Here is a 22,784-nt window from a genome sequence, read left to right as displayed (position 1 = left end):
TATTCCTAAACCTTTCATCATTTCTAAGTGATTGCCTTTTCCCTTTTCTCAATGTTCCCATCAAATGCCAGAACAATTCGTTTTGTTCTGGCGATGCTGGTATTAACGCCGCTGCTGGTGTTTTCACCAGTAGCACAAGCGCAAAAGGCAAGTATTTCGGAAAAATTACAGGCATTCAAAACTTACCCTTTCTCTGATCCAAACCCGCTGCCGGTAATGGGCATCAGCAAAAAGGTCTCCCCATTTTATCCGTACTATGTTTTCGACGGCTACACTAACAAAAGCTCGACCAAAAACTGGAAAGTGGTGGAGCTGGAAAACCCGTATATCAAAGTTCAGGTGCTGCCGGAAGTAGGCGGGAAAGTATTGGGTGCCATTGAGAAATCGACCGGCGAGGAGTTTGTTTATACCAATCACGTCATGAAATTTCGCGCCATCGGCATCCGCGGACCCTGGACCAGCGGCGGCATTGAGCATAACTTTGGTCTGGATCTCGGTCACGCTCCCTGGGCAGCCGCTGCGGTGGATTATGTGTTACTAAATAATCCTGACGGAAGTGTAACCTGTGTTGTCGGCGGCATTGATCTGGGCTCGCGGACGCAGTGGCGGGTTAAGATTGTACTTCCGAAAGATAAAGCGTATTTCGAAACACAAAGTCTATGGTATAACCCCCTGCCGCTGCACGATTCCTATCTTTCTTGGGAAAATGCGGCATTCCGGGCATCGGATGATATGCAGTTTTTCTTCCCGGGAACGCATCATGTCGGGCATGACGGACTGGCTAGTCCCTGGCCGATTGATCAGAATGGCGTCGATTTGTCGTATTACAAAAATGTCAATTCCGGCGGGGATAAGTCTTACCATGTCATGGGCACGCACACCAACTGGTTTGGCGGGTATTGGCATAATAAAAACTTTGGTTTCGGGCACTGGGCGCCTTATTCGGATGCACCTGGCAAGAAATTGTGGATCTGGTCGCGCGCGCGGGAAGGTGCGATTTGGGAAGATTTGCTGACGGATAAAGATGGACAATACATTGAGGCACAGTCGGGTGTGACCTTTAACCAGGCCGCTGAGCGAAGCGGGTTTCATAGTCCATTTAACCAAAAAAATCTTGGGCCTTTTTATTCTGAGAAAAAAACGGAATACTGGTTTCCCGTCAAAGCCGCTGGCGGGATGGTGGATGCTTCACCTTATGGGACGCTCAATGTGGTGGCGGCCGGTGATAGCTTGAAAATCGTTTTCAATCCAATTTCTCCTATTAAAGATACGCTCAAAGTGACAGTTGGCGGGCAAACGGCTTTTCAAACCTTGCTTCAACTGAAACCGATGGAGGTTTATCTCAAAACCATTTCTTTGACAAAATCCCAAGTTGAAAAACTCCGGGTAAGTATTGGTAAGGACCGTCTGGTCTACGCTACGATACCGGAAAAGATACTGGACCGCCCGGTACTTTCCGCCGATAAACAGGATCCGCATTCGGCAGAGCGACTTTTTGAGTTAGGCGAAGATGAAAATGCGATGCGCAACTTTAAAGGCGCACACCAGCGTTTTTTGGAATGCTTGAAAAAAGAACCCACGCACAGCGGCGCATTGATCCGGTTGGCTGAATATCATTATCGCAAAGGTCAGTATGCAGAGGGACTGGATTTTGCCAGAAAAGTTTTAGCAGAAAACACTTACAATGGTGGCGCCAATTATTTATACGGAGCACTTTACCGAAAACTGGGCGACCTGACCAAAGCGGAAGAAGCATTGTCAGTTGCAACGTGGACAATGGAATACAAGTCCGGCGCCTACGCACAGCTGGCGGGCATTGCATTGCAAAAGCAAGATTTCGAAAAAGCCGAATCCGATGCGCGGAAAGCATTGGATTACAATCGTACTAATCTGGTCGCATATCAGTGGCTGGGGACTGCGCTTCGGAAATTAAACAAGCAGGAACAAGCCGCGCAGGTTTGGAAAGATCTGCTGGAAATTGACCCGCTAAGCCACTACGCACATTTTGAGCAGTATTTGCTTCATCCCACCAAAGAAAAACAGGCCATTTTCCAAGACGCGATCCGTAACGAGTTGCCGCATGAGACGTATTTGGAACTGGCCATGGATTATGTGAATCAGGGACAAAATCAGGAAGCGAAGCAAGTGCTCGCAATGGCTCCCGCCTACCCTACTGTTTCCTATTGGCTGGCTTATTTGAATCGGGATTCGGCGCCAGTAGAAAGCAAAAAGCATTTGCAAAACGCAATAGAAATGTCGCCCGAGCTGGTTTTTCCTTTTCGGCTGGAAACCATTCCTGTTTTAATTTGGGCTGAAAAACAAAGTCCCTCCTGGAAAAACCGCTACTATTTGGGTTTGATTTATTGGCACATTGGTGATCAGGAAAATGCCAGAACGCAATTTGGTGCTTGTAAAAACGAGCCGGATTATGCGCCTTTCTACATCGCGAGAGGCCTTCTTTTACAAAATGATCCAGCCCAGGCGCAATTGGATTTTATAAAAGCCAATCAGCTTAACCCCAAAGAATGGCGCAGCCGGCATTATGTGACTGAGTTTTTGACTGGTCGGAAAAACCAGGAAAAAGCGCTCTCAAATGCGCAAAACGCCTACAAACAATTCCCCGAAAATCCAGTAATCGGAATTGATTACGCTAAATCTCTGCTGAATGCAGGTAAGTTTGCAGCCAGCTTAAAAGTACTTGACAAGGTCAACGTCCTGCCGCAGGAAGGCGCGCGGGAAGGGCATGCATTGTATGTCACGGCCAACCTTGCCCAGGCACTCGCATTCTCTGAAAACAGGAAATACAAAGACGCGATACTATCACTGGAAAAAGCCCGCCTGTGGCCGGAGCATCTTGGTACTGGTGAGCCGCACGAGCCTGACACGCGTCTGATAGATTATCTGGCCGCCTATTGCGAAACGCAGCTCGGCCATGCTCAAAAAGCGCAACAATACACTTCGCAAATTGCGGACTACACGCTGAATGCCAGCAAAGAAAGCAATCGTAATGTGCTTGGCAATTATTTGGGAATAAAGTTGCTGCGCGATGCTGGCAAACAGGAATCAGCATCCAAATTCCTTGAAAACTGGAAAGCAGAGCAAGATTCACTGCGCAACTGGGAGATCACAGACGGATCGGATGCGCCGGAAGTTCAATGGATTTTGGCCAAAACGCAGGACGATCAAACCCGTGCTGAAAAGCTCAGACAGGATTTAACTGCGGATAAAAATTACACCCTGACTACGCTATTTTTCAGCATTCTTGATCTGGCAGACATGCGAAAAAAGAAGGATTAATATTGCATTATGAATCAGCTTTACAGACTTTTTGATTTTTGTAAAAAAAATAAATGCGGCCCAGCTTCAATATGGCTGCTTGTAACCCTATTCTTTGCGGCGTCACTAAACGTTTACGCGCAGCCGTCACAGCGGAAGGCGATCATAGAAGACAAGACGCATTATAGTGAAGTCTTCAAAGAGAATCGCAATTTCCGGCTGATTTTGCCGCCTGATTATTACGCACATCCTGACCGGCGGTATCCTGTGATTTACTATTTCCATGGCAATGCCGGGCGGTTTAATGGTCCGGCCGAGGGCGAGGTTTCCCGTTCAGGCGAGGCGCGTTATTATGATGAATTTAATGGGAATTTCGAGCGCACCGGGCCTGATTCGCTGGATAATTTTGCGAGCTATGTCGCAGAGAATGATGTCATTATTGCCAAATGGGATGGTTATGTGCCGGCGCAATACCCACGTCCGTATGACATTGCGCCGGTGAAGGAAGATCGGCAGTTTGTCGATTACTTTCCGGAATTTGTGCAATACATCGATGCGCATTATCGCACCAAAGCCTACCCCGAAGGCCGGGCGGTTTCGGGGCTGAGTATGGGCGGATTTATGTCCATGCTGGTTGCTTCTAAATACCCGCATCTGCTGTCGAGCGCTTCGTTTTTTTGTCCGTCCGCTTCGTTTACCGTGGGGCCGAAAGCTTTGCAGATTTATACGCCATTTAAGGAAATGGGCCGCAACTTTGTGGGGCTGCCGATTCGCATGCATTTGGGTAGCAAGGATTTTTTGCGGCAGCATGATCAGGAAATCGATGATGCATTTAAAACGCTGGAATTGAACTATGAAAGCTGGCATTATGGCATTGGCTATTTCAGGGGATTTCACAATGCGGTGAATATTAAAAGTCAGTTTGATTTTCACATGCATTACTTCCGCATGCCGCTCGCGCGACCGGAGAAGTGGCACCACATTGATTTGTATCCCCACTTTTCTGTCTGGAATTATAATGTTACCACCAATCGAAATGTGCCCGGATTTACCATTCTAAATGATGTGCGCCGGGAAGGATTTAATTTACAAACTAAAAAATGGTTGCCCGACGGACCGAACGTGCCGAATCTTTCTGTTAAAATTGAAACGGATAGCTTATATATGCCAAACACTAATTATGAGTTAATCCAGCTGGATATTTCCACCCGTAAAATCTCCCGCTCAACTGTGCGCAGCGACAAAAAAGGGCGGATTCAATATCAGGGAACTGGTCAGGATAGCGACATTGGAATTTATAAAAATGGCGATCCCGGACGTATCAGCATGTCATCATATAAGCTCGACCGAAAAATGCCGGCTGTTGGAGACATTATTTCTTTAAATCCAATACTATTCAATAAAGGTGGAGCCTCCGTCGATTCCGTTCGCATGGAGTTAATTGCGCAGGATGAAGAAGTTGAAGTCATAGACCCTGCTATTACAATTGACAAAATTGCACAAGGCGCATTGCATGAAAAAACAGCATTCAAAATACGTTCTCGAAATGCAAATTTGGATCGCGCGAAATTGAAATTAGTAGTGAATTATAATGGTAAAAAAGACCGGTTTTTGTTGGAAGTTCCTTTTTATTCACCCGAAAAAGCATTGGTGAAATTTGAAATTGCGGATGGTCGGAATGTGAATCTTGAAGTAGAAAATCAAACGCGCGTCGGCGAAGGAAATGGGAATGGAATTGCCAATCCCGGTGAGTGGCTTAGCATTTTCACAAAATCAGATCTGGATTCGCTGCATGATTTTGGGCTCCAAGTTTATACTGACGATCCTTATGTGGACATGGACAGTCGGCGCATGCTTTTCTTCGCCCGTGCCGACTGGTCTGGTGCGCAGCGGCTGACTTCTCAGGTGCAGATCAAATCGGACTGTCCCGATGGGCATGAAATCGCTTTTTATGGCATTTACGAATATCCTAAAACCGGCAATACGCGCCGGGATAGCCATGGGGCGCATTCGTTTATCCATGAAACCAAGCGGATTTCTTTTACCGTGAAAGTCAAAAAGTAGTCGGATGGAAAGTCACTTTGCGGGTTCGAGCCGGATATCGGTTTATGTCAGCGATACCAATAATGTTTTGAGCAGACTTTTGCAGGTGTTTGGGAAAAGCCGTTTTGAGGTTACTTATATGCAGGTTTTTAAGACAGAAGATGCTGATTTGAAAATGATTGTCGTGGAGGCCATTTTCCCGAAAGAGATCATGACGCTCATCCTCGAACGCATTGAAAAGATCATCGAAGTGGACAGGGCTTTCGCGCATGAGGATGAAGCGGAAAGTCCGACGACTGCCTGAAAACGTTCGTACTGGTTTTTGCAACACCATTTCCCCGGATGTTGCTACCTTTACAAGCTGGTTTGAGCAGCCAGCGATTTACATTGAATCAATAAAAAACAGCATAAACAGGTTGATACCATGAAGAAAACAGCGCAGCGTCGGTCGCTTATATTGCAAAAACTTGATGAATTGGGCGAGGTAAATGTCAATGATTTGAGTGAAATGCTGGAAGTAAGTGAAGTGACGATCCGCAACGATCTGGACAAACTGGAAAATAGCAACCTGCTCGTCAGGGCGCACGGCGGGGCTTTTAAAACCAACAACATTGCCCTGACGGTCACCGAAAAAAGGAAGATCAACCATGATATCAAGCGGCTGATCGGCAAAAAGGCCGTGTCGCTGATCAATGAGGACGACAGCATTATCCTGGATTCCGGCACCACGACTTTTGAAATATCCAACAACCTCGAAAAATTCAAAAACCTGACCGTGATCAGCAACGCGCTGGACATCGTCAATAACCTTGCGCAATACGAAAATCTGCAGGTGTATATGCCGGGCGGATACCTTAAGGAATTCTCCATGTCGCTGGTAGGCCCGATGGCCGAGCGAAACTTCAAACAACTGTATTGCAACAAACTTTTTTTGGGAATCGACGGCATTAAGGCCAATACCGGGTTTTTCACCCACTACATGGAAGAAGCATACCTCAACCAGATCATGATCGACATCGCCGAAGAAGTGATCGTCGTCACGGATTCATCAAAATTCAAAAAATCAGGACTGGCGTTTATTTGCGGTTTTGATAAGATTGACAAGGTGGTGACCGATGATAAGATCGAGGACTCGGATTTGAAGATGCTGAAGCAGCATAATATTGAGGTGATAGTTGCGTGATGGTAGGTTTTCTTTTGGCTCATTTGATCGAGCTCGTGGAAATCGAATGATGTGTTCTTACGGTGCGCTGCACCTTGAAATCGTTACATATGTTCTTTGTCTACAAGTCTTTCGGTGCTCTGCACCTTGCATTCCGCAGAGGTAATGAATATTGGCAAAGGTGCAGAGCACCGAAAGATTTGTAGAAATTAGATGGTATCCCAATTTTAAAAGGTGCAGCGCACCGCAAGAAAACCGGATAGGGCCCTGCCAGAATTAAGAAACACACTTCTATGAGCAACGAGACTCTAAAAAACTAACTTCCTGCTCCGTACATCTGGCTAATTGGTACGGAACTCAATCATAAAAAATTCGTTTGCTGAAAATACTACCACAATAAAATACCCACACATACACATGAAAACCACTCTCTCCTACCTCGCCAACGATAAGTAGGAAAAATTAGGTTTCCGCAGGCACATCCTCATTTCTACCAAAAATTCCAACCGTTTAAGAACTAATGCCAAACCGCCCTGGTTTATAGACATATCGGGAAAAGCCGATACGTTGTAGGCTATGGAACATTTGGAAATATTCAAGGCACTTTCTAACAAGACCAGACTGGATATCCTGAACTGGCTGAAAGACCCTTCGCTCAACTTTCCGGCACAGAAAGCGGATGGTTTTGAGCATGGTGTGTGCGTCGGGCAGATCCAGCAAAAAGCGGGTTTGACGCAATCCACCGTATCCGAATACCTCTCGATCCTGCAACGTGCCGGACTTGTGAAGGCAACCCGTGTTGGCCAGTGGACTTATTATAAGCGCAATGAAACTGCGTTTGAGGCGCTGAGCCAGCTTATTCAAAAAGAAATTTAATAAAAAAACACCCCGTCATGCAGACAGACATTTTATTCAGGCCGTTCAGCCTGAAATCATTGAATATGAAAAACCGCATCGTGATGGCACCGATGACGCGTTCTTTTTCGCCCCAGGGCGTACCCACCGAAACGGTAGCCGCTTATTATGCCAAACGCGCGGAAGGTGAAGTCGGTCTCATCCTTTCAGAAGGTACCGTGATCGACCGTCCTTCATCTTCCAATGACCCCAACATTCCGCATTTTTATGGAGCAGATGCGCTGGCAGGCTGGCAGGAAGTAATTGACCAGGTTCATACGGCCGGTGGAAAAATGGGCCCGCAGATATGGCATATGGGCGTGATGGACAACCACCATTCTGGCTGGGTACCTTCGCAGCCATTTGAAGGTCCGTCGGACAGCGGCAGACCAGGCTTTGCAAATGGTAAAGCCATGACTGACAGTGATATTTCAGATACAATTGCCGCATTTGGCCGGGCAGCAGCAGATGCCCAAAGACTGGGTTTTGATACTTTGGAACTACACGGTGCACACGGTTATCTGATCGACCAGTTTTTCTGGGAAAAGACCAACAATCGTGCGGATATTTTTGGCGGAAAAACATTGCCGGAACGCAGCCGCTTCGGGGTTGAGGTGGTGAAGGAAGTACGCAGACAAGTGGGCGAAGATTTTGCTATTATCCTCCGACTGTCGCAATTCAAGCCGTCGGCATATGATAATAAACTGGCCAAAACGCCACAGGAAATGGAAGCCTGGCTGAATCCGCTGGCTGATGCGGGCGTTGATATTTTCCATTGTTCTCAGCGTCGGTTCTGGGAACCGGAGTTTGAAGGTTCCGACCTTAACTTCGCTGGCTGGGCCAAAAAAGTAAGTGGAAAAGCGACCATTACCGTAGGTTCTGTCGGATTGACCGGTGAATTCCTGGCTGCATTTGCTGGTGAAAGCTCCGAACCAAGTTCACTGGATGAACTGGTAAGGCGCATGGACCGCGGTGATTTTGACCTCGTTGCAGTAGGCCGGCCCATACTCGCCGATCCTTCCTGGGTTAAAAAGGTCCACGACGGACGAGTTGGCGAACTAAAGGGTTTCAATTCCACCGCACTTCGCGAGCTGGTTTTGGAATAACAAGATTTAAGTAAAAGTAAAAACGGGACAACCAGGCGCAATGATTGCGTCGGGTTGTCCCGTTTTTTTTGAGATGTGCACATGGGTTTTCGGGCAAATAAAACCTGGCATGGTACAAACAGCAGCAGCGGAAAAAATTCCTAACTTGCTCCACTAAAATCACACAACTTGAAAACAACCCTCTCCCACCTGCCCGAAGACAAGCAGGAAGAATTAAAACATATCACCAAAATCATCGTCGAAAAGGTACCGGCAGAAATGGTAATTCTTTTTGGCAGTCACGCTCGCGGTGATTGGGTGGAAGATTTTCAGGAGAATACGGAGTATGTGAGTGATTATGACATTCTGGTTATTACGAAAGACAGAAAAGCAGCAAGAGGACAAAAGAAGTGGCAAGATTTAGATAAGGCATTGGCTGCTAACCAGGACACTACTAAATCCAATATTATCCAGCACACCGTTTGGTTTGTGAATGATAAGATTGAACGGAATTATTACTTCTTTGTCGACATTTTTAAAGAAGGAATTATGCTTTTTGATTCCGGGAAATTTAGGTTATCGGAGCCGAAAGAATTGAGTCCGGAGCAAAGACAGAAAAAAGCAGTTAATTCATTTGAGCATTGGTTTGAAAGTGCAAACCTTTTTCTTGCGACTGCATTTATTCAAATAGAAAAGATGTGGTTTAAAAATGCTGCTTTTGAACTTCATCAAGCTACTGAAAGATATTATGCAGCCACACTTCTCGTTTTCACTGATTACAAACCGAGGACACACGACATTGAGGAATTAGGAAAACAAGTTGAAATACTTCATCCTGACTTTACAATCGCTTTCCCTAAAAAAACAGCGGAAGAATCTCGGCTATTCAAACTACTCAAAAAAGCCTATATCGACGCGCGCTATGAGATCAATTACAAGATTGAGAAAGAGGAATTGGAATATTTAGCGGAACGTGTGAAGCTGCTGAGAGATTTGACGGAGCGGATTTGTAAGGAGCGGATTGCGGAGTTTACACTAGATTAAATGAGCTGGGCTGGGGCCAACCGACGTAAGCATAAGGCGTTTTGCTGGTCGTCTGCGTCTGTTTAATGCGATTGAAACTCTTGCTGGCCAGGTCATTCCGGCGCTCCGGGGAAGTGGGTGGCATTTGCAGGTAAGCAGATTGATTGGGGCTAATTCGAAATTAAACAACTGCAAAGTGTTTCTCTGCAGCTGTTCCAAACTACCAAAAGTTGCGTACCAAATTTGCCTTGTCCTTACTTGTGATATCTTGTAAAATTGTTGTCTCGCCTGCGTTCAGAAGAATGTCGTAACCTACGCAAGCATGGACAACATCCTCCTGCTGATGGCGGGAACCCTGATGCCTTTCAGATGCTTGATGCGTTCTTTGATGGGGATTTTATAACTGTAGGTCAACCCAGGACCAAAAAGCGCTTTGAATTCTTTGACAGTCTCCAGCAATTCCTTTCTGGAAACGCCGCTGTATTCCAGCTGTAAATACTGCGCTTTTTCAGCCGTATAGTTCTTCAATTTCCAATACTGCGGATGGTTTACTCCAATAGGTGCATGAAAATCCTGATCATGCGTCTCTTTGATCAGAAATTCCAAATCCAGAATTACTTCTTTGCGGTATTTGGCTTTTTCTCCCCTTACAATGATCTTGGCTTCTCTGCCTACCGTGTGCCTAAATACTTTTTCGTGAATCATATCTCAATCGTTAATTCTTTGTTATTGCTGTCACAATTCCCTTTCTGACCATCCGTAGCTTGAAACCGGCGAGTTCGACAGCTACCTCCATACATTTGCCGTCGGCGTAGGTGTACATGGTCCGTTTTCCGCTTGGCATCAGCACACCATACAAGCCGTCACCGAGGTTTTCCACCTTACACATCTGGCCATACTTTTCCGAGTAAACCGCGCTGACATTTACCGGTTCTTCATAATACAGGTTCACTATGGTTTTGGTGATCCCATGCCGTACTTCCTTCTGCTTCTCAAAATCTTCCCCGGAACCAAAGAAATCGACCTGGTACTGACTCAGTGCTGCTTTCGAAGTAAGTACCTTTTCCTTTCTCTTGCCATTTAAGCGGTAGTCGGTCACGGATGTTTTCAGGGAGCCATCGATAAATTGATTTTCGCTTCGCAGGCTGGCCGAAAAAAACGGTACACTTGCTTCGGCGTCTATGCGGAGCTTTGGATTTTCTGCGTTTGAATCATCCTGGATCACTTTGACAGATCCAACCGTCCGGCCTGCAATCACAATATCATACAGCACCGTCTGGGACATCGCCTCGACAGAAATGTTTAACAGAAAGAACAGTGCTAATGAATGCAACAATTTCATTTTCTAAAATCAGGTTGAAACAAGAAAAACGGAGTCATTGGGAAAGCTCACTGCGCTCGTCCTTTGACTTGAACAGCGGATAGCCTAATTGTACATACCATGGTTCTTCGTGGTAGTCTTCCAGGCCAATGTGCTCAGAGAACTGTCTCGTTATTTTGGCCGTGCCGAAAATCATGTCCCAGATAAAAAACATGTTTCCATAATTGCCGTTGACCACCCCTATCCCATCCGCATCCGTAGCGGCATGGTGCGCGTGGTGGGTAGCGGGAGTGGATATCGTCCGCTCAACCACCCACATCACCGGATGCAGCCACTTAATTTTGTACAAAGGTTTGTCCCAGCGAACACTCGAATGAGCGGATATGCCAATGATCGCCTTGAAGAAATATCCGATTAAAAACGCTTGCCCAAAGCCTAAAAATATCAAAACGGTAGACACTATACGGGATGGAAACAGGAGGAGATACAGCCAGGAGTTCCTGCCGGTCAGGAACACGCTCATTTCCGGGGCGGTGTGGTGCACCCGGTGCGCCTTCCAAAGCCAGCTATAAGTATGGGCGGCCCGGTGCCACCAGTATTGTGTAAAATCTTCCAGCAGACAGGTAATGATAATACCGGCCCAGAGCGGCACGCTTTCGAATGTATTGTAATAGCTGGGAAAGAAATAATTCAGCAGATAGGCCGATAGCAGAAAACTGATAGGCCTGGTGATGGTGCTGGACAGAAACAGTCCTGCGAAATTGATATACCATTCGTTTTTAGACCATTTTTCGCTTTTGTAAAGTCCAGTAAAAAACTCGGCTACGCTGATCACCACAAAAAGCGTGAGGATTTCGTAGTATATGAAACTGTCAGTGAATCGCATTGTCAAAGCATTTTGTTGTATAAGATGGAATGAAACCAGTTAGCCTACCCGGGACAGTTGCCTGGCAACAGAAATAGTGACCACCGAAATTTCGAATGCCGGGCCGTCTGTCTTCGGAAATAGGATGGATGATGAAATCCAGGAACGGGGTGCGTCAACAACTACAACAAGATTGCTGAACGCGGGTAAAAGTCAAAGATGTTTCCGGTCCGGAAGGTAAAATGGGTTGAAGTAAATGAATCGAATTCATACGTACATAACGTTTGGTTCAATACTCAGCCGCGGGTGGATCGTTGCTATTTTCTATTAGTCTATAAAATAGATAGACAAAATAAACTAATAGATTTTTGATTACCAAATGTTTCAGGAAGATTTCTCAAAAGTATTGCAATAAAATCCATAGAGTTTATAGATTATTTTATCGACATTTGAAATTCACAAAGATATCTCAACCAAAAGAATCGTGGCTATGACTATCAAAAACCTCCTTTTCATCCTGATACTGACCAGTTTTGGGACCCATGCATTTGCCCAGCAGACCGGTGATCAGACATTCACCGTCGAAGGATATTATAAAGCAAAATGGGGCTATGCAGATGAATTTATCGATTTGTTCAAGAAGAACCATTATCCGCTTTTAAAGAAGGCGCTTGAAAAAGGCGACATTATTTCTATCAGAGCGGAAAAGCCGCGCCTGCATTCCACGGAGGAAAGCCGCTGGGATTACAGGGTAACATTGGTCTTCAAAAATATCCAGGCGGCGTTCGATCCCGATCTGACCACCCCATACAAAAAGATACTTTATCCTGATGCTGAAAAACTCAAAAAAGACGAAAAAAGAAGGTTCGAAATCCTGGACGCACACTGGGATGTCCAGGTGCAGGGGGTTGATTTGGAAAAATAAGTCCCCTCTCAGCAACCGGATGTGAAAGGGTTAAGGGCCGACGGGCTACGGGTTTCCCAAGCTTTTAGAAGTTAAATATTTGATATCAATCATTAAGTATTACCCTACATCTTTCACCATTGGCCTTTCAACCTTCACCTTTTAACCATTAACCTTTTAACCCCATTCCTTCCCATGCCAAGAATATTGCCCCTAGAGAAAAAAGACTACAGCTCGGAGGTCAAAATCGCGTTCGTTCAGCATGAAACGATTTACAACAGCAGGATCACCAACATGAAAGCCACGTTGGGCCATTCTCCTGTTGCCTTTAAGGTTTATATGCAGTGGTACCCGATGTACCACGAAGTAAAACGGATCTTGGGCGGTCGGCTGGCAACGCTATTTGCCTGGTCTGTTTCCGAAGCTTCGGATTGTCCCCTTTGCAGCACTTATTTTCGAAAAGAAATCATCGAGTCCGGTCAGGAACCCGAGAATCTGGAAATATCGGAGGCGGAGCAGCATCTGCTGACTTTTGGGGCGGAAATCGCTAAAAATAAAGGATTTGTACCGGATGAAATTTACGATCCGATACGCGCGCAATACCCCGACGAACATATTGTGGCATTCACGGCATTTGCCGGGATCATGATCGCCACCAATATTTTCAACAATGTGATTCATACCGAAATCGATGAATACCTGTCACCCTACCGGCCTCAGCAACAACAACACACTGTCTGAAATATGTCTCTAAAAGATAAAGTGGCATTTATTACAGGCGCGGCACATGGCCAGGGACGGGCAACCGCCATTGCATTGGCAAAGGAGGGCGTCCGCATTGCGGCATTCGATATTGGTCGCCCGCTCACTTATCCCGCTTATGACCTTGGCTCGCTGGATGATCTCCTGACGCTGCAATCTGAAGTGGAGCAGGAAGGCGTCCGATGCCTGACTTTCCAGGGCGATGTACGGACTGATCTGGATCTTAGAGCCGCTGTAAACGAAACCGTTTCACAATTTGGCCGCATTGATATTCTTTTTAATAACGCGGGTATATGTGCCTATGGGCTGGCTCACGAGCTTCCGGAAGAAGAATGGGATGCCATGATCGATATCAATCTTAAGGGTGCCTGGCTCGCTGCCCGGCATATCATTCCGGTAATGATTGCTCAGAAATCGGGCAACATTGTCAATAATTCATCCATTGCAGGACTGCGCGGCATGAACCGGTTGAGTCACTATGCGGCTTCCAAGTGGGGCCTGGTAGGGCTTACCAAATCCTGGGCGATCGAGCTGGCACCTCACAATATCCGTGTCAATTCCATCCACCCCACGGGAGTGAATACCCCTATGAACGACGGACTGGCTGCATTGGAAGGAAAAACACCGCAGGAAATCGCCGAAGCCTCCGCCGGGAACCTACTGCCCGTTCCGTGGATAGAACCTGAAGATGTAGCCCACGCGGTTCTTTATCTGGTTTCCGACAAGGCCCGTTTTATAACAGGGTCCCAATTCGTACTGGATGCCGGACTGCTAACCCGTTAGAAATGTCCATCAAACCGCGCCTCAACACGTTTGACCTGACCATGATCGTGATCAGCGTGGTCATTGGTACAGGTATTTTCAGAACGCCGGTCGAGATCGCGCAAAAAGCGCAGTTGCCTTCCATTTTCTTTGCAGCCTGGATCGCCGGAGCGGTGATCAGCCTCTTTGGAGCGCTCACGCTGGCAGAGGTAGGCTCGCGCTATCCGGCAGCCGGCGGTTTTTACAAGATATTTTCCCATTGCTATCACCCCGCTTTCGCATTTATGGTAAACTGGATCTCGGTGCTAGCCAATGCAGGTTCCAGTGCATCCGTAGCGATCATCGGCTCGGCATACATTTCACCCTTGCTGTTTCCCTCACTGGATCCTGAATTTGCGGCACGGATTACCACGATCTCGGCGGTTGCACTTTTATACGGCATTAATCTGCTGGGGATCAAAATGGGATCGAGGATACTCAATATGCTGATGATCATTAAAATAGGCATGCTTATCTTGCTGATCGGCACAGTATTTTTTTCTTCGACGCCCGCTCAGCCGGTTACAAAGGAACTATCGCAGGAAGATAGCCTGAAAGCATTCTGGCTTTGTTTCGTCCCGATTTTCTTTACCTATGGCGGTTACCATCAAACCATGAATTTCGGAAGTGACGTCCCTAACGCCAGCAGGATCCTGCCGCGTTCTATCTTTATTGGTATGGGCGCGGTTATGGCACTTTATCTCCTGGTCAATTATTCTTATGTGAAAGTTTTGGGGTTTGAAGGGTTAAAAAATTCACCTGCTTTGGCTGCTGAAATGATCGGTCGCCTGTTCGGCAATGTGGCGTCCACCATCGTTTCCGTGGTCATGTTCCTGGCCGTTCTGGCTTATGTAAATGCGTCATTGCTCTCAAATCCGCGCGTTTATTACGCCATGGCCGAAGAAAACGTGCTGCCCGCCGCTTTCAAGAAAGTAAACCCCAAAACCCAGACTCAGGAATTCGCATTAACTGCCTACACGCTCATCATCATTCTCTTTTTGTTCGCCTTGTCCTCTTTACAAAAAATCCTCAATTACGTAATGTTCTTCGACAGCATCGGGCTCATCGCAGCCTGCGCAGCGGTTTTTATTTTACGTAAAAGGGCAAAGATCGGAGGAGAAAAGGCTGGCATTTACAAAATGAAGCTATACCCCTGGATGACCGTCATTTTCATCATCGGCTACGCGCTCGTCAACCTCAGCGTCATGTATTTCGAGCCGGAAACGGCGCTGATTGGGTTTCTGCTTTTTGTGATCGGGCTGCCGGTTTATTTTTTGTTGGTAAAGGCTTTTCGGAAATAGTCATGTCATCTTTTTATCAAATCAAATTCAATACCGCACTCAGCAGACCGATACTAGTCTTCTATTTCAGTATATTTTTACTTGGCAAATACCAGGCTCAAATTATTACCTAACCCAATTAAACCGTTGTGCAGCTTGATCTTTTGTTAAAACCAGGTAAGCACGAATTCCAAATAATTTGGCGTAAGATTTAAATCTAGATTTGTATTCTGAATTTATGGTTGCAATGTATGAAATGTCCGGATCAGTCCAGTTTATGATTGATAACAGTATTAATTGAGTATTATTAGAAATTGTAAACGGTGAGCAAGCTTGAATGGTAAGCCCTGTCTGCCTTCCTATTAATATAGACATAAACATGCTAATACTATCAACTGATTTTTTGAACAAGTTATGAATACGATGCTTTGAAATTCTGTTCTTTATGTCTGCAATGTCTTGCGGTGTAAATGTTGGGTCAGTTTCTTCTATCAAAATATTATTTTGCCAATCTTTTAATTCAAGAATAAACAACGTATCAGTCGCCTGCTCATACCAACATACGTCCATTTCACTAAAATTATTTTGCAAATCTTTATAGCCTTGACAATTCTCAAACCGAAAGAAGTTAGCATCTGGAAAATCTAGTGTGATCGAACTCTCTGTAATGGACATCTAACTAAGCTTTTAAATCAATACTTATTTCTTCATCGAACATCCTAAGCGCTTCCGCAATTATTGTATTGGAAGGCAAAACCCCATCAATTAAATCATGAAATGAGTTTTCCACTGGCCTTCCAATTTCGCGTGTAAGATTCCAACACTTAATATTTAATTCATCTCTTTTTGCACAATTTGACAATTGTTTGATAACAAAATAACTATGCGAAGCAATAAATATTTGCACTCCGGCTTTGCTCATTGCAACTAACATCTCAACCATTTTCCGGATGGCATCGGGGTGAAGCGCCGTTTCTGGTTCATCCATAAAGAGAACCGTTCCCTTACTTAATTGCCTGTTTGTAATTAACGTTGTAAGAATTCCTATTTTCTTTATTCCCTCCGCGGTTTGCTGCATTGCAAATTGCTGATTTCCTTTTTTAAACAAAAATGGTTGATCTTGCAATCCGGTTTGTTCAATCTTACCTTCAAAAAGGTCCTCCAAAGATTTGTTGACTTGGCTAAGTTCGTTCGCAACTCGACCTTTTGTAGTTTCTAGACTTAGCGCTTTAATTAAATCAAGATAAGTGTCATCAAATCCGACTCCATAAAAATTCTCACGTATATTTCTTATGTCATTAAATGCAGTTAGAACTTCTTTTGCCGGTATGAAAAGAGCATTTATCGAGTTAGGAGGAATCGAGTCAACATGTTCTATACAAGTTGGGATTGACTTTTCTGTTCTGTCACCAAATGAATAATATAAGGGTTGCCTATATTTTCCATTATTTCCGACAACAGTAATATTTATATCTAGCTTATCCTTACTTCCTTTCTGGACTAAATCTCCCAAGCCATTTTTTCGAGGCATGAACGTATCGGTTAACTTATCTGCTAACTCTCTTTTAAAAGAAACCTCAATTGATTTTGATTTAAGACTATAGACTTCCAGTGCTTTAACAGTTGCGTACAACAGCTTTAATAAGCCTGTTTTACCAGTGTCATTTTTTCCAATAATTACATTTATACCGGGAAGATCTTTTATGGTCATATTTGAATGAGCCATAAAGTTTTTGATTGTAATTGAGCTTATCATAGGTATTTATGATTTTATGCAAATATATTGATTTCTTTTGACACAGGTCCACTATCGCGGTTTGCCACAATTAATCAAAATATCCACAGCTGATAAAGCTAAAAACCTTATTACTACCGAATATGAATCGAACCACAAAAATACAACCAACTCGTATACAGCAAGTTAATCGCTAATTTTCAGTCGAACACTTAAATAGCTAGACTATATAAAACCAAACTCGATTAGCAGTCCTACGCTGCTCGAGGTTAATCTCTATCCCCTAACCAACCCTTCGCTCAACTCCCAAAGCGCTTTCCCCAGCCCCTTATCGCTGCTCGCCGAAGATGTTCTTCTCACCTTGCAATCCACAAAATACTTCCCTGAGACCCCCCTCCACCTCGGGCGAAGTCGCCAGATAAATACTGGTGGCAGCGCCCTTTGCCGTGGTCCTTAGAAACGGCCGGAACAATTTCATAAAAAACGCGGAGGCTCCCGTTCCGCCGCCCGCAAAGTTACTGGCAACCGTCCCGGGGTGGGCACAATTGGAGGTAACCCCGAATGGTCGCAGACGGTCAGCAAGTTCATTAGAGAAAAGAATATTGGCCAGCTTAGACCGTCCGTAGACGATCAGATCCTGGTACCACGATGGGTTTACCAGTTGATCGATATCAAAAAAAGCAAAGTAATGTGCGGCGGACGAAACATGAACGATCCGGGCTTTTTCTGCGGCCTTAAGTAAGTCGATCAGCCCGGTCGTCAGAATAAAGGGCCCGAGATGGTTTGTGGCAAATGTCAGTTCGATGCCATCGACAGAATACTGTTTATGCTGAACAATCAGCCCTGCATTGTTAATCAGCACATCGAGCTTGCTATACCGGCTCCTGATCGCCTCCACCGCATTCTTTACGGACACAATGCTTGAAAGATCGCACTGGACAAAGTCGGTCCTAACATGGTTTCCAATAACTCTTTGCAATTCCTGCACCTTAACCTCATTACGTGCTACCAGTATGAGATCGTAACCCTTTTTTGCCAGTTCAACAGCAGTAACATAGCCAATCCCCGAAGTGGCGCCTGTAATAAGAGCGATTTTGTTGTTCATTGATGAATACCGGATCCCGGCTATTTTTAAAACGTATGATGAAAAGCGATGTCAGCCCGCCTGTTCCAAACAGCAAGGGCAAATTCACAGGTGCATAAAAATATCACTTTCATCATTCAAAGTAAGCAAAAATTTAAATTCTCTACTTATTTGATATACTAAATGCACTATTTGGCATTCGATCGTAGAAAGTTTGCTTAAATTGCGTCGGACAGATAGCACGTGGCTACTAAGACTGTACCTGAATTTATAGATTATTAACTAGTTTTGCATGACAAATCAGTTTTTCTGTGTCCCGGCTGACCTACCCCAACCTAACTACTCTCACTCTCTATTTGGTAGCGTTTCAACTCCTGTTTTTTGGAGCCGGCGATTTATTTGCAGAATCGGCCGATACCCTGCGCCGTGAATTAACCGTTGATTTTGAATTAAGACCCAGGGCCGAGTACCGTGATCACTTTATGTGGACGGCCGCCGATACGATTATGCCCGATCTGTATACTACCCAAAGAAACCGGCTCAGCATTACATATAAGACAAACCAGCTTCGTTTGCATGCTTCGCCGCAGGAAATCCATGTTTGGGGCAAACCCGGACGCTTCTCACAGGTCGGTAGCGTCAATTTTTTTGAGCTTTACGCCGAACCCGCCATTACCAAAAACTTCTCTGTAAGGATTGGCAGGCAAGCTCTGTCGCTCGACAACGGGAGGATATTCTCCGCCGCTCCCTGGAGCCAGCAGAGCCGGGCACATGAAGGGATCAGGTTACTTTACAAGAAGAAATTGGAGACAGACCTGACATTAGCTTTCACCCGGTCCTATGGAAAGCGTTTCGATCCGGCTTACTCGCCCGTTGGTTCGCATACCTATAAATTTCTTTTCGTCCATCACCTGAAGCACAAGTTCAACAACATTACGCTTACGACGATCAATACCATGGATGTATTCCGGAGAACGACCGGCGACCAGCGGTACTACCCACGTATCACCAATGGCGGACGGCTTGAATATACCCAAGGCGGCATTTACGGGACGGTGAATGCTTACTATCAGTACGGACAAAACGCCGCTTCGGAAAAATTACGCGCTTATTACGTCCAGCCCGAGATCAGTGCGAATACGGGGAAAACATTGTTCCGGCTGGGTGCCGAAATATTGAGCGGCGAGAAAAATACGGCCTCTAAAGAAATATCCAGTTCGTTCGTGCCGCTCTATGGAGTTGCCTGGAAATTTATGGGCAATATGAACCTGTTCACCAGGTTCCCAGCGGATGTCAACGAAAAAGGGCTGATCAATCCATATCTCTTCGTGATCTGTCAGGCCGGTACAAAGCTTTCTCTGCGAGGCGATGCCCACCTATTTTTCTCACAGTATCCACTCATCAACGAAGGCAAAGAAATAGATGGAAAATACCTCGGCTTTGAAAGCGACTTGTCTTTAAATTACAAGCCCGTCAAAGGCATCGAAATCATTTATGGATTTTCGTTCACCATTGCAGATCAGCGCATGGAGCTGCTCAATAAGGTTCCGGATGCCGGAAAAATACCAGTATGGAGCTATCTGATGATATCCTATACCCCTCGCCTACTGAGCCGGGAATGGTCTAGGCTTCAATAGGATTTTTATCCATTGACCCGCAAATCCGTTACTCGCGCTGGAAAGCTCAGCTGAGAAAACGGCACCTCATACTGGAGAAAGACTGAAAAAAATGGGTAACGCAGATGCACTCAGCTTGCTGTTCATCAAATTTCGGCTATTTTAAAAATACCCGGGTTTGAGGAGAATCTTCATTCTAACAGATAAAAAGTTTCGTTTACTTACTTTTTTCTTATTAATTGCACCAAACTCTGGAACGTACAGTGGATTTGCAGGCAACTTACCTTGTACCTTCTTAAATCCCAAGCCCCGTCCGAACCCGATTCCTAAATCAACCTTTACCATTCTAGCTGCATGACAACCCCATCAAAGCCCCTGGCACTCAACTCATCTCTCCAACTCGCCGATCGCATTTCGAGCCCGTGTAACCTGATTTTACGGAGGATTGTATCCACAAGCCAGCTTTTCCTGCTGGGTTGCTGCTTTTTTCTTGCGGCAACCCCAATGAGCGCACAAAACAAAAACAGCCACGCCAGTTCAACCCTGCTCCCGCTCCCGCAGCAACTAGAACTGAGTGACAAAATGTTCATAATCAGCAAAAACTGGAAAATCGTAGCCAGTCCAGCACTTGGCAAAGAGCAGACGGTGAAAAACCTGCTGGAGGAATTAAAAGAGACAGGCTTACCTCTCTCCATTGCAGCCACGGCCACTTCCGGCAATGTTCCGGCAATCCGGCTAATCGTTCAAAAAGGCGCTGTCAACATTGGCGCAAGCGTTGATACCAACCGGATTGCGCTTGAACGCCAAGCGTATAGGCTTAGTTTGAAACCGGGAAATGTGACGATTACGGCCAATGCTTCGCAGGGGTTATATTATGGCGTGCAGACATTTTTGCAATTATTAAGGTCCCAGGCTCCTAAAATGCAGCTGCCGGAAGGCGAGATCACCGACTGGCCCAATGTGGAAGTCAGGATGATTTACTGGGACGATGCGCATCATCTGGAGAAAATGGGTGCGTTGAAGCGGATTATCAAGCAAGCTTCCACTTACAAGATCAATGCTTTTTCGATCAAGCTGGAAGGGCATTTCCAATATAAATCCGCTCCGGCGATTGTGGAGCCTTACGCTTTGACGCCGCAGGAATACCAGGAGCTGGCGGATTTTGCGAAGGCGTATTATGTGGACCTGGTGCCTTTTCTGGATGCACCGGCACATGTTTCATTTATCCTGAAACATCCCGAATACCGCAAGCTGCGGTTGATTGACGACATTAACTACCAGTTTTCGGTGACCAATCCGGAGACAATTAAACTGCTGGACGCCATGTTCAGCGAGCTAATCAATGCGAGCAAAGGCAGCAAATACATGATCCTTTCCAATGACGAGGCCTACTACACGGGTAAGGCGCCTTCGGAGAAAGCGATGGCAGACAGTCTGGGCGGAAATGGTCGATTACTGGCCTGGTTTATCAAAAAAATGGCCGACAGGTTGCATGAACAAGGTCGCACTGTTCTGTTTTGGGGCGAATTTCCTTTGCGAAGAGAAGATATTACGGCGCTGCCTTCACACCTGGTGAACGGGGTTTATAATAATGCGATTGCTGCGGATTATAAGAAGCACGGGATCAGGCAGTTTGTATACACGGCCACCCAGGGCGCGGAGCCCATTTTCCCGAATTATTACCCGCTCCATACAAAGTCCGCGGTGATGGCTGATGGAAGTGACCGTTCATCAGGGCGGGTGGCGGATATGATGAAGGAAATCAATACTGCTTTCAACGAAAATCTTTCTTCCTTCGCGGGCGTGGTAATCGCCGGCTGGGCTGATGCGGGGCTGCATCCTGAAACATTCTGGCTGGGTTATGCCACGGCCACGGCTGCTGGATGGAATAGTAAAAACCTGACTCCTGCGGATGCCTCGGCACGTTTTATGAACGCATTCTATGGGCCCGCGCAAAAGGATATGGATAGCGTTTACCACGTTCTGAGCGAGCAGGCGGAGTTTCATACCGAGAGCTGGGACTGGATTCCTTCGCCCTGGCGACCGATGATCAAAGGAAATTCGGATAGCCTTTTCCTGCAACCGGAAAGGGATCAGACCTTGCCCCTATTGCCTGTGCCGGTATCCGGAACACTGGCGGTTTCAAACAAAACCTATCCCGTCAATGCAGAGCGACTCGCAGCTGCGCAATCCATGCTGCCGCGCAATCAATATGCGCTTGAGTTGATCCGGAAGAACAAATCGCTGGCAGGAAAGCAGCTTTATAACCTGGAAGTACTGGAATCGGTGGCGGCAATTTGCGGGCAGAATCTGCGGATGCTGGTGGCTTTAAATAAAGTGACCGATCTGCTGCAAGAGGCTTCTACGGCGGGCAGTCCCGTACAGGCGGTAAAAAAGCTGGATACTGCTTTGGAAATGGTCAGCAAACTCAAAACCCAGCGCGACAGTACGCTTGCGTTCGTCGAGAAGATCTGGTTCAAAGAATGGCATCCCCTGGTGGAAGAAGCCAACGGACGCAAGTTTCTGCATCAGGTGGATGACATCAAAGACCACCAGCCGGTACGGACAGTCGACCTAAGCTATCTGATTTACAGGGAACTGCATTATCCGCTCGACCAGTGGTGGAATGATGTGCAAAAAGTGAGGAATGAATATGCGCAACAACATCAGCTGCCTTCCATGAACAAACCACTGAACTGGCAGCAATATAAATAGCACGCCAACTTTGCTTATCCTTCGCCGACATCAAAAAGAAATGCTTCCAGCCGCAGGTTTGGAAGCATTTTCTTTTTTGCCTTTTTACATCAAGAAAATTTCTTTAAAATCTCCGTTATCTTTCTTTTTGATTCTATAATATTATTTTTTTCTTACGAAAAGATTTTACATTTAATAAAAACATTATATTTGTTTCGATACCTTTCGATTCAATCATT

General features: G+C 45.8%; 19 protein-coding genes. 13 read left to right on the top strand and 6 right to left on the bottom strand.

What is annotated here, in order from left to right:
• The first annotated feature begins 51 nt into the window (after nt 1-51).
• The 7 genes from AC1XUF_RS21410 to AC1XUF_RS21380 all read left to right on the top strand — a co-directional run bounded on the left by AC1XUF_RS21410 (nt 52) and on the right by AC1XUF_RS21380 (nt 9,504).
• Nucleotides 52-3,297, top strand: coding sequence for a DUF5107 domain-containing protein (locus AC1XUF_RS21410; protein WP_483343873.1), 3,246 nt, complete (start codon nt 52-54; stop codon nt 3,295-3,297).
• Between the two features lie 9 nt (nt 3,298-3,306).
• Entirely contained in the window at nt 3,307-5,340 is a 2,034-nt protein-coding gene (locus AC1XUF_RS21405; protein ID WP_483343872.1) for an alpha/beta hydrolase, read from the top strand.
• 4 nt (nt 5,341-5,344) lie between these two features.
• Entirely contained in the window at nt 5,345-5,623 is a 279-nt protein-coding gene (locus tag AC1XUF_RS21400) for an ACT domain-containing protein (RefSeq protein ID WP_483343871.1), read from the top strand.
• Nucleotides 5,624-5,743: 120 nt separating this feature from the next.
• Complete coding sequence (gene agaR, locus AC1XUF_RS21395; protein WP_483343870.1) at nt 5,744-6,502, top strand: transcriptional repressor AgaR; 759 nt, start codon at nt 5,744-5,746, stop codon at nt 6,500-6,502.
• A gap of 555 nt (nt 6,503-7,057) precedes the next feature.
• Nucleotides 7,058-7,357: an ArsR/SmtB family transcription factor gene (locus AC1XUF_RS21390; protein ID WP_483343869.1), complete on the top strand. Its 300-nt coding sequence runs from the start codon at nt 7,058-7,060 to the stop codon at nt 7,355-7,357.
• Nucleotides 7,358-7,374: 17 nt separating this feature from the next.
• Nucleotides 7,375-8,481, top strand: a complete 1,107-nt coding sequence (locus AC1XUF_RS21385; RefSeq protein WP_483343868.1) for an NADH:flavin oxidoreductase — start codon at nt 7,375-7,377, stop codon at nt 8,479-8,481.
• A gap of 168 nt (nt 8,482-8,649) precedes the next feature.
• A complete protein-coding gene (locus AC1XUF_RS21380; protein WP_483343867.1) occupies nt 8,650-9,504 on the top strand; it encodes a HEPN domain-containing protein in 855 nt (284 codons plus the stop codon).
• Between the two features lie 291 nt (nt 9,505-9,795).
• Here AC1XUF_RS21380 and AC1XUF_RS21375 read toward each other — a convergent pair whose 3' ends face one another.
• The 3 genes from AC1XUF_RS21375 to AC1XUF_RS21365 are packed head-to-tail and all read right to left on the bottom strand — an operon-like array spanning nt 9,796 to nt 11,690.
• Nucleotides 9,796-10,188 carry a hypothetical protein gene (locus AC1XUF_RS21375; protein WP_483343866.1) on the bottom strand — a complete coding sequence of 131 codons (393 nt, stop codon included), beginning with the start codon at nt 10,186-10,188 and terminating at the stop codon, nt 9,796-9,798.
• Nucleotides 10,189-10,198: 10 nt separating this feature from the next.
• Nucleotides 10,199-10,825, bottom strand: coding sequence for a DUF6134 family protein (locus tag AC1XUF_RS21370; RefSeq protein ID WP_483343865.1), 627 nt, complete (start codon nt 10,823-10,825; stop codon nt 10,199-10,201).
• 34 nt (nt 10,826-10,859) lie between these two features.
• Nucleotides 10,860-11,690, bottom strand: a complete 831-nt coding sequence (locus tag AC1XUF_RS21365) for a sterol desaturase family protein (RefSeq protein WP_483343864.1) — start codon at nt 11,688-11,690, stop codon at nt 10,860-10,862.
• A 469-nt stretch (nt 11,691-12,159) separates the two neighbouring features.
• On the opposite strand from AC1XUF_RS21365, the gene AC1XUF_RS21360 reads away from it, so the two are divergent.
• From AC1XUF_RS21360 to AC1XUF_RS21345, 4 genes are all read left to right on the top strand, one after another.
• Nucleotides 12,160-12,594, top strand: coding sequence for an EthD domain-containing protein (locus AC1XUF_RS21360; RefSeq protein ID WP_483343863.1), 435 nt, complete (start codon nt 12,160-12,162; stop codon nt 12,592-12,594).
• 174 nt (nt 12,595-12,768) lie between these two features.
• Nucleotides 12,769-13,314: a carboxymuconolactone decarboxylase family protein gene (locus tag AC1XUF_RS21355; protein WP_483343862.1), complete on the top strand. Its 546-nt coding sequence runs from the start codon at nt 12,769-12,771 to the stop codon at nt 13,312-13,314.
• Between the two features lie 3 nt (nt 13,315-13,317).
• Nucleotides 13,318-14,118: a mycofactocin-coupled SDR family oxidoreductase gene (locus AC1XUF_RS21350; RefSeq protein WP_483343861.1), complete on the top strand. Its 801-nt coding sequence runs from the start codon at nt 13,318-13,320 to the stop codon at nt 14,116-14,118.
• Between the two features lie 2 nt (nt 14,119-14,120).
• Entirely contained in the window at nt 14,121-15,437 is a 1,317-nt protein-coding gene (locus tag AC1XUF_RS21345; RefSeq protein WP_483343860.1) for an APC family permease, read from the top strand.
• Between the two features lie 105 nt (nt 15,438-15,542).
• Here the strand turns inward: AC1XUF_RS21345 and AC1XUF_RS21340 are convergent, their stop codons facing one another.
• The 3 genes from AC1XUF_RS21340 to AC1XUF_RS21330 all read right to left on the bottom strand — a co-directional run bounded on the left by AC1XUF_RS21340 (nt 15,543) and on the right by AC1XUF_RS21330 (nt 18,256).
• Nucleotides 15,543-16,091 (bottom strand): hypothetical protein, encoded by a 549-nt coding sequence (locus tag AC1XUF_RS21340; RefSeq protein ID WP_483343859.1) that lies wholly within the window; start codon nt 16,089-16,091, stop codon nt 15,543-15,545.
• A gap of 4 nt (nt 16,092-16,095) precedes the next feature.
• Nucleotides 16,096-17,172 carry an AAA family ATPase gene (locus tag AC1XUF_RS21335; RefSeq protein ID WP_483343858.1) on the bottom strand — a complete coding sequence of 359 codons (1,077 nt, stop codon included), beginning with the start codon at nt 17,170-17,172 and terminating at the stop codon, nt 16,096-16,098.
• 307 nt (nt 17,173-17,479) lie between these two features.
• Nucleotides 17,480-18,256, bottom strand: coding sequence for an SDR family oxidoreductase (locus tag AC1XUF_RS21330; RefSeq protein WP_483343857.1), 777 nt, complete (start codon nt 18,254-18,256; stop codon nt 17,480-17,482).
• A 290-nt stretch (nt 18,257-18,546) separates the two neighbouring features.
• Here AC1XUF_RS21330 and AC1XUF_RS21325 point away from each other — a divergent pair, with 290 nt between their 5' ends.
• Both AC1XUF_RS21325 and AC1XUF_RS21320 read left to right on the top strand, forming a co-directional pair.
• Entirely contained in the window at nt 18,547-19,872 is a 1,326-nt protein-coding gene (locus AC1XUF_RS21325; RefSeq protein WP_483343856.1) for an alginate export family protein, read from the top strand.
• A 333-nt stretch (nt 19,873-20,205) separates the two neighbouring features.
• Nucleotides 20,206-22,566: a glycoside hydrolase family 20 zincin-like fold domain-containing protein gene (locus tag AC1XUF_RS21320; protein WP_483343855.1), complete on the top strand. Its 2,361-nt coding sequence runs from the start codon at nt 20,206-20,208 to the stop codon at nt 22,564-22,566.
• The last annotated feature ends 218 nt before the right edge of the window (nt 22,567-22,784 follow it).

The organism is Dyadobacter sp. HNCC25DJ185 (assembly GCF_056895195.1).
The sequence above is the reverse complement of the archived record's forward strand: the minus strand, read 5'-3'. Positions and strand labels throughout refer to the sequence as shown.

Coding starts and splice junctions, on each gene's coding strand:
- AC1XUF_RS21410 (WP_483343873.1), top strand. CDS start 52: ATGTTCCCATCAAATGCCAGAACAATTCGTTTTGTTCTGGCGATGCTG.
- AC1XUF_RS21405 (WP_483343872.1), top strand. CDS start 3,307: ATGAATCAGCTTTACAGACTTTTTGATTTTTGTAAAAAAAATAAATGC.
- AC1XUF_RS21400 (WP_483343871.1), top strand. CDS start 5,345: ATGGAAAGTCACTTTGCGGGTTCGAGCCGGATATCGGTTTATGTCAGC.
- agaR (WP_483343870.1), top strand. CDS start 5,744: ATGAAGAAAACAGCGCAGCGTCGGTCGCTTATATTGCAAAAACTTGAT.
- AC1XUF_RS21390 (WP_483343869.1), top strand. CDS start 7,058: ATGGAACATTTGGAAATATTCAAGGCACTTTCTAACAAGACCAGACTG.
- AC1XUF_RS21385 (WP_483343868.1), top strand. CDS start 7,375: ATGCAGACAGACATTTTATTCAGGCCGTTCAGCCTGAAATCATTGAAT.
- AC1XUF_RS21375 (WP_483343866.1), bottom strand. CDS start 10,188: ATGATTCACGAAAAAGTATTTAGGCACACGGTAGGCAGAGAAGCCAAG.
- AC1XUF_RS21370 (WP_483343865.1), bottom strand. CDS start 10,825: ATGAAATTGTTGCATTCATTAGCACTGTTCTTTCTGTTAAACATTTCT.
- AC1XUF_RS21365 (WP_483343864.1), bottom strand. CDS start 11,690: ATGCGATTCACTGACAGTTTCATATACTACGAAATCCTCACGCTTTTT.
- AC1XUF_RS21360 (WP_483343863.1), top strand. CDS start 12,160: ATGACTATCAAAAACCTCCTTTTCATCCTGATACTGACCAGTTTTGGG.
- AC1XUF_RS21355 (WP_483343862.1), top strand. CDS start 12,769: ATGCCAAGAATATTGCCCCTAGAGAAAAAAGACTACAGCTCGGAGGTC.
- AC1XUF_RS21350 (WP_483343861.1), top strand. CDS start 13,318: ATGTCTCTAAAAGATAAAGTGGCATTTATTACAGGCGCGGCACATGGC.
- AC1XUF_RS21345 (WP_483343860.1), top strand. CDS start 14,121: ATGTCCATCAAACCGCGCCTCAACACGTTTGACCTGACCATGATCGTG.
- AC1XUF_RS21340 (WP_483343859.1), bottom strand. CDS start 16,091: ATGTCCATTACAGAGAGTTCGATCACACTAGATTTTCCAGATGCTAAC.
- AC1XUF_RS21335 (WP_483343858.1), bottom strand. CDS start 17,172: ATGATAAGCTCAATTACAATCAAAAACTTTATGGCTCATTCAAATATG.
- AC1XUF_RS21330 (WP_483343857.1), bottom strand. CDS start 18,256: ATGAACAACAAAATCGCTCTTATTACAGGCGCCACTTCGGGGATTGGC.
- AC1XUF_RS21320 (WP_483343855.1), top strand. CDS start 20,206: ATGACAACCCCATCAAAGCCCCTGGCACTCAACTCATCTCTCCAACTC.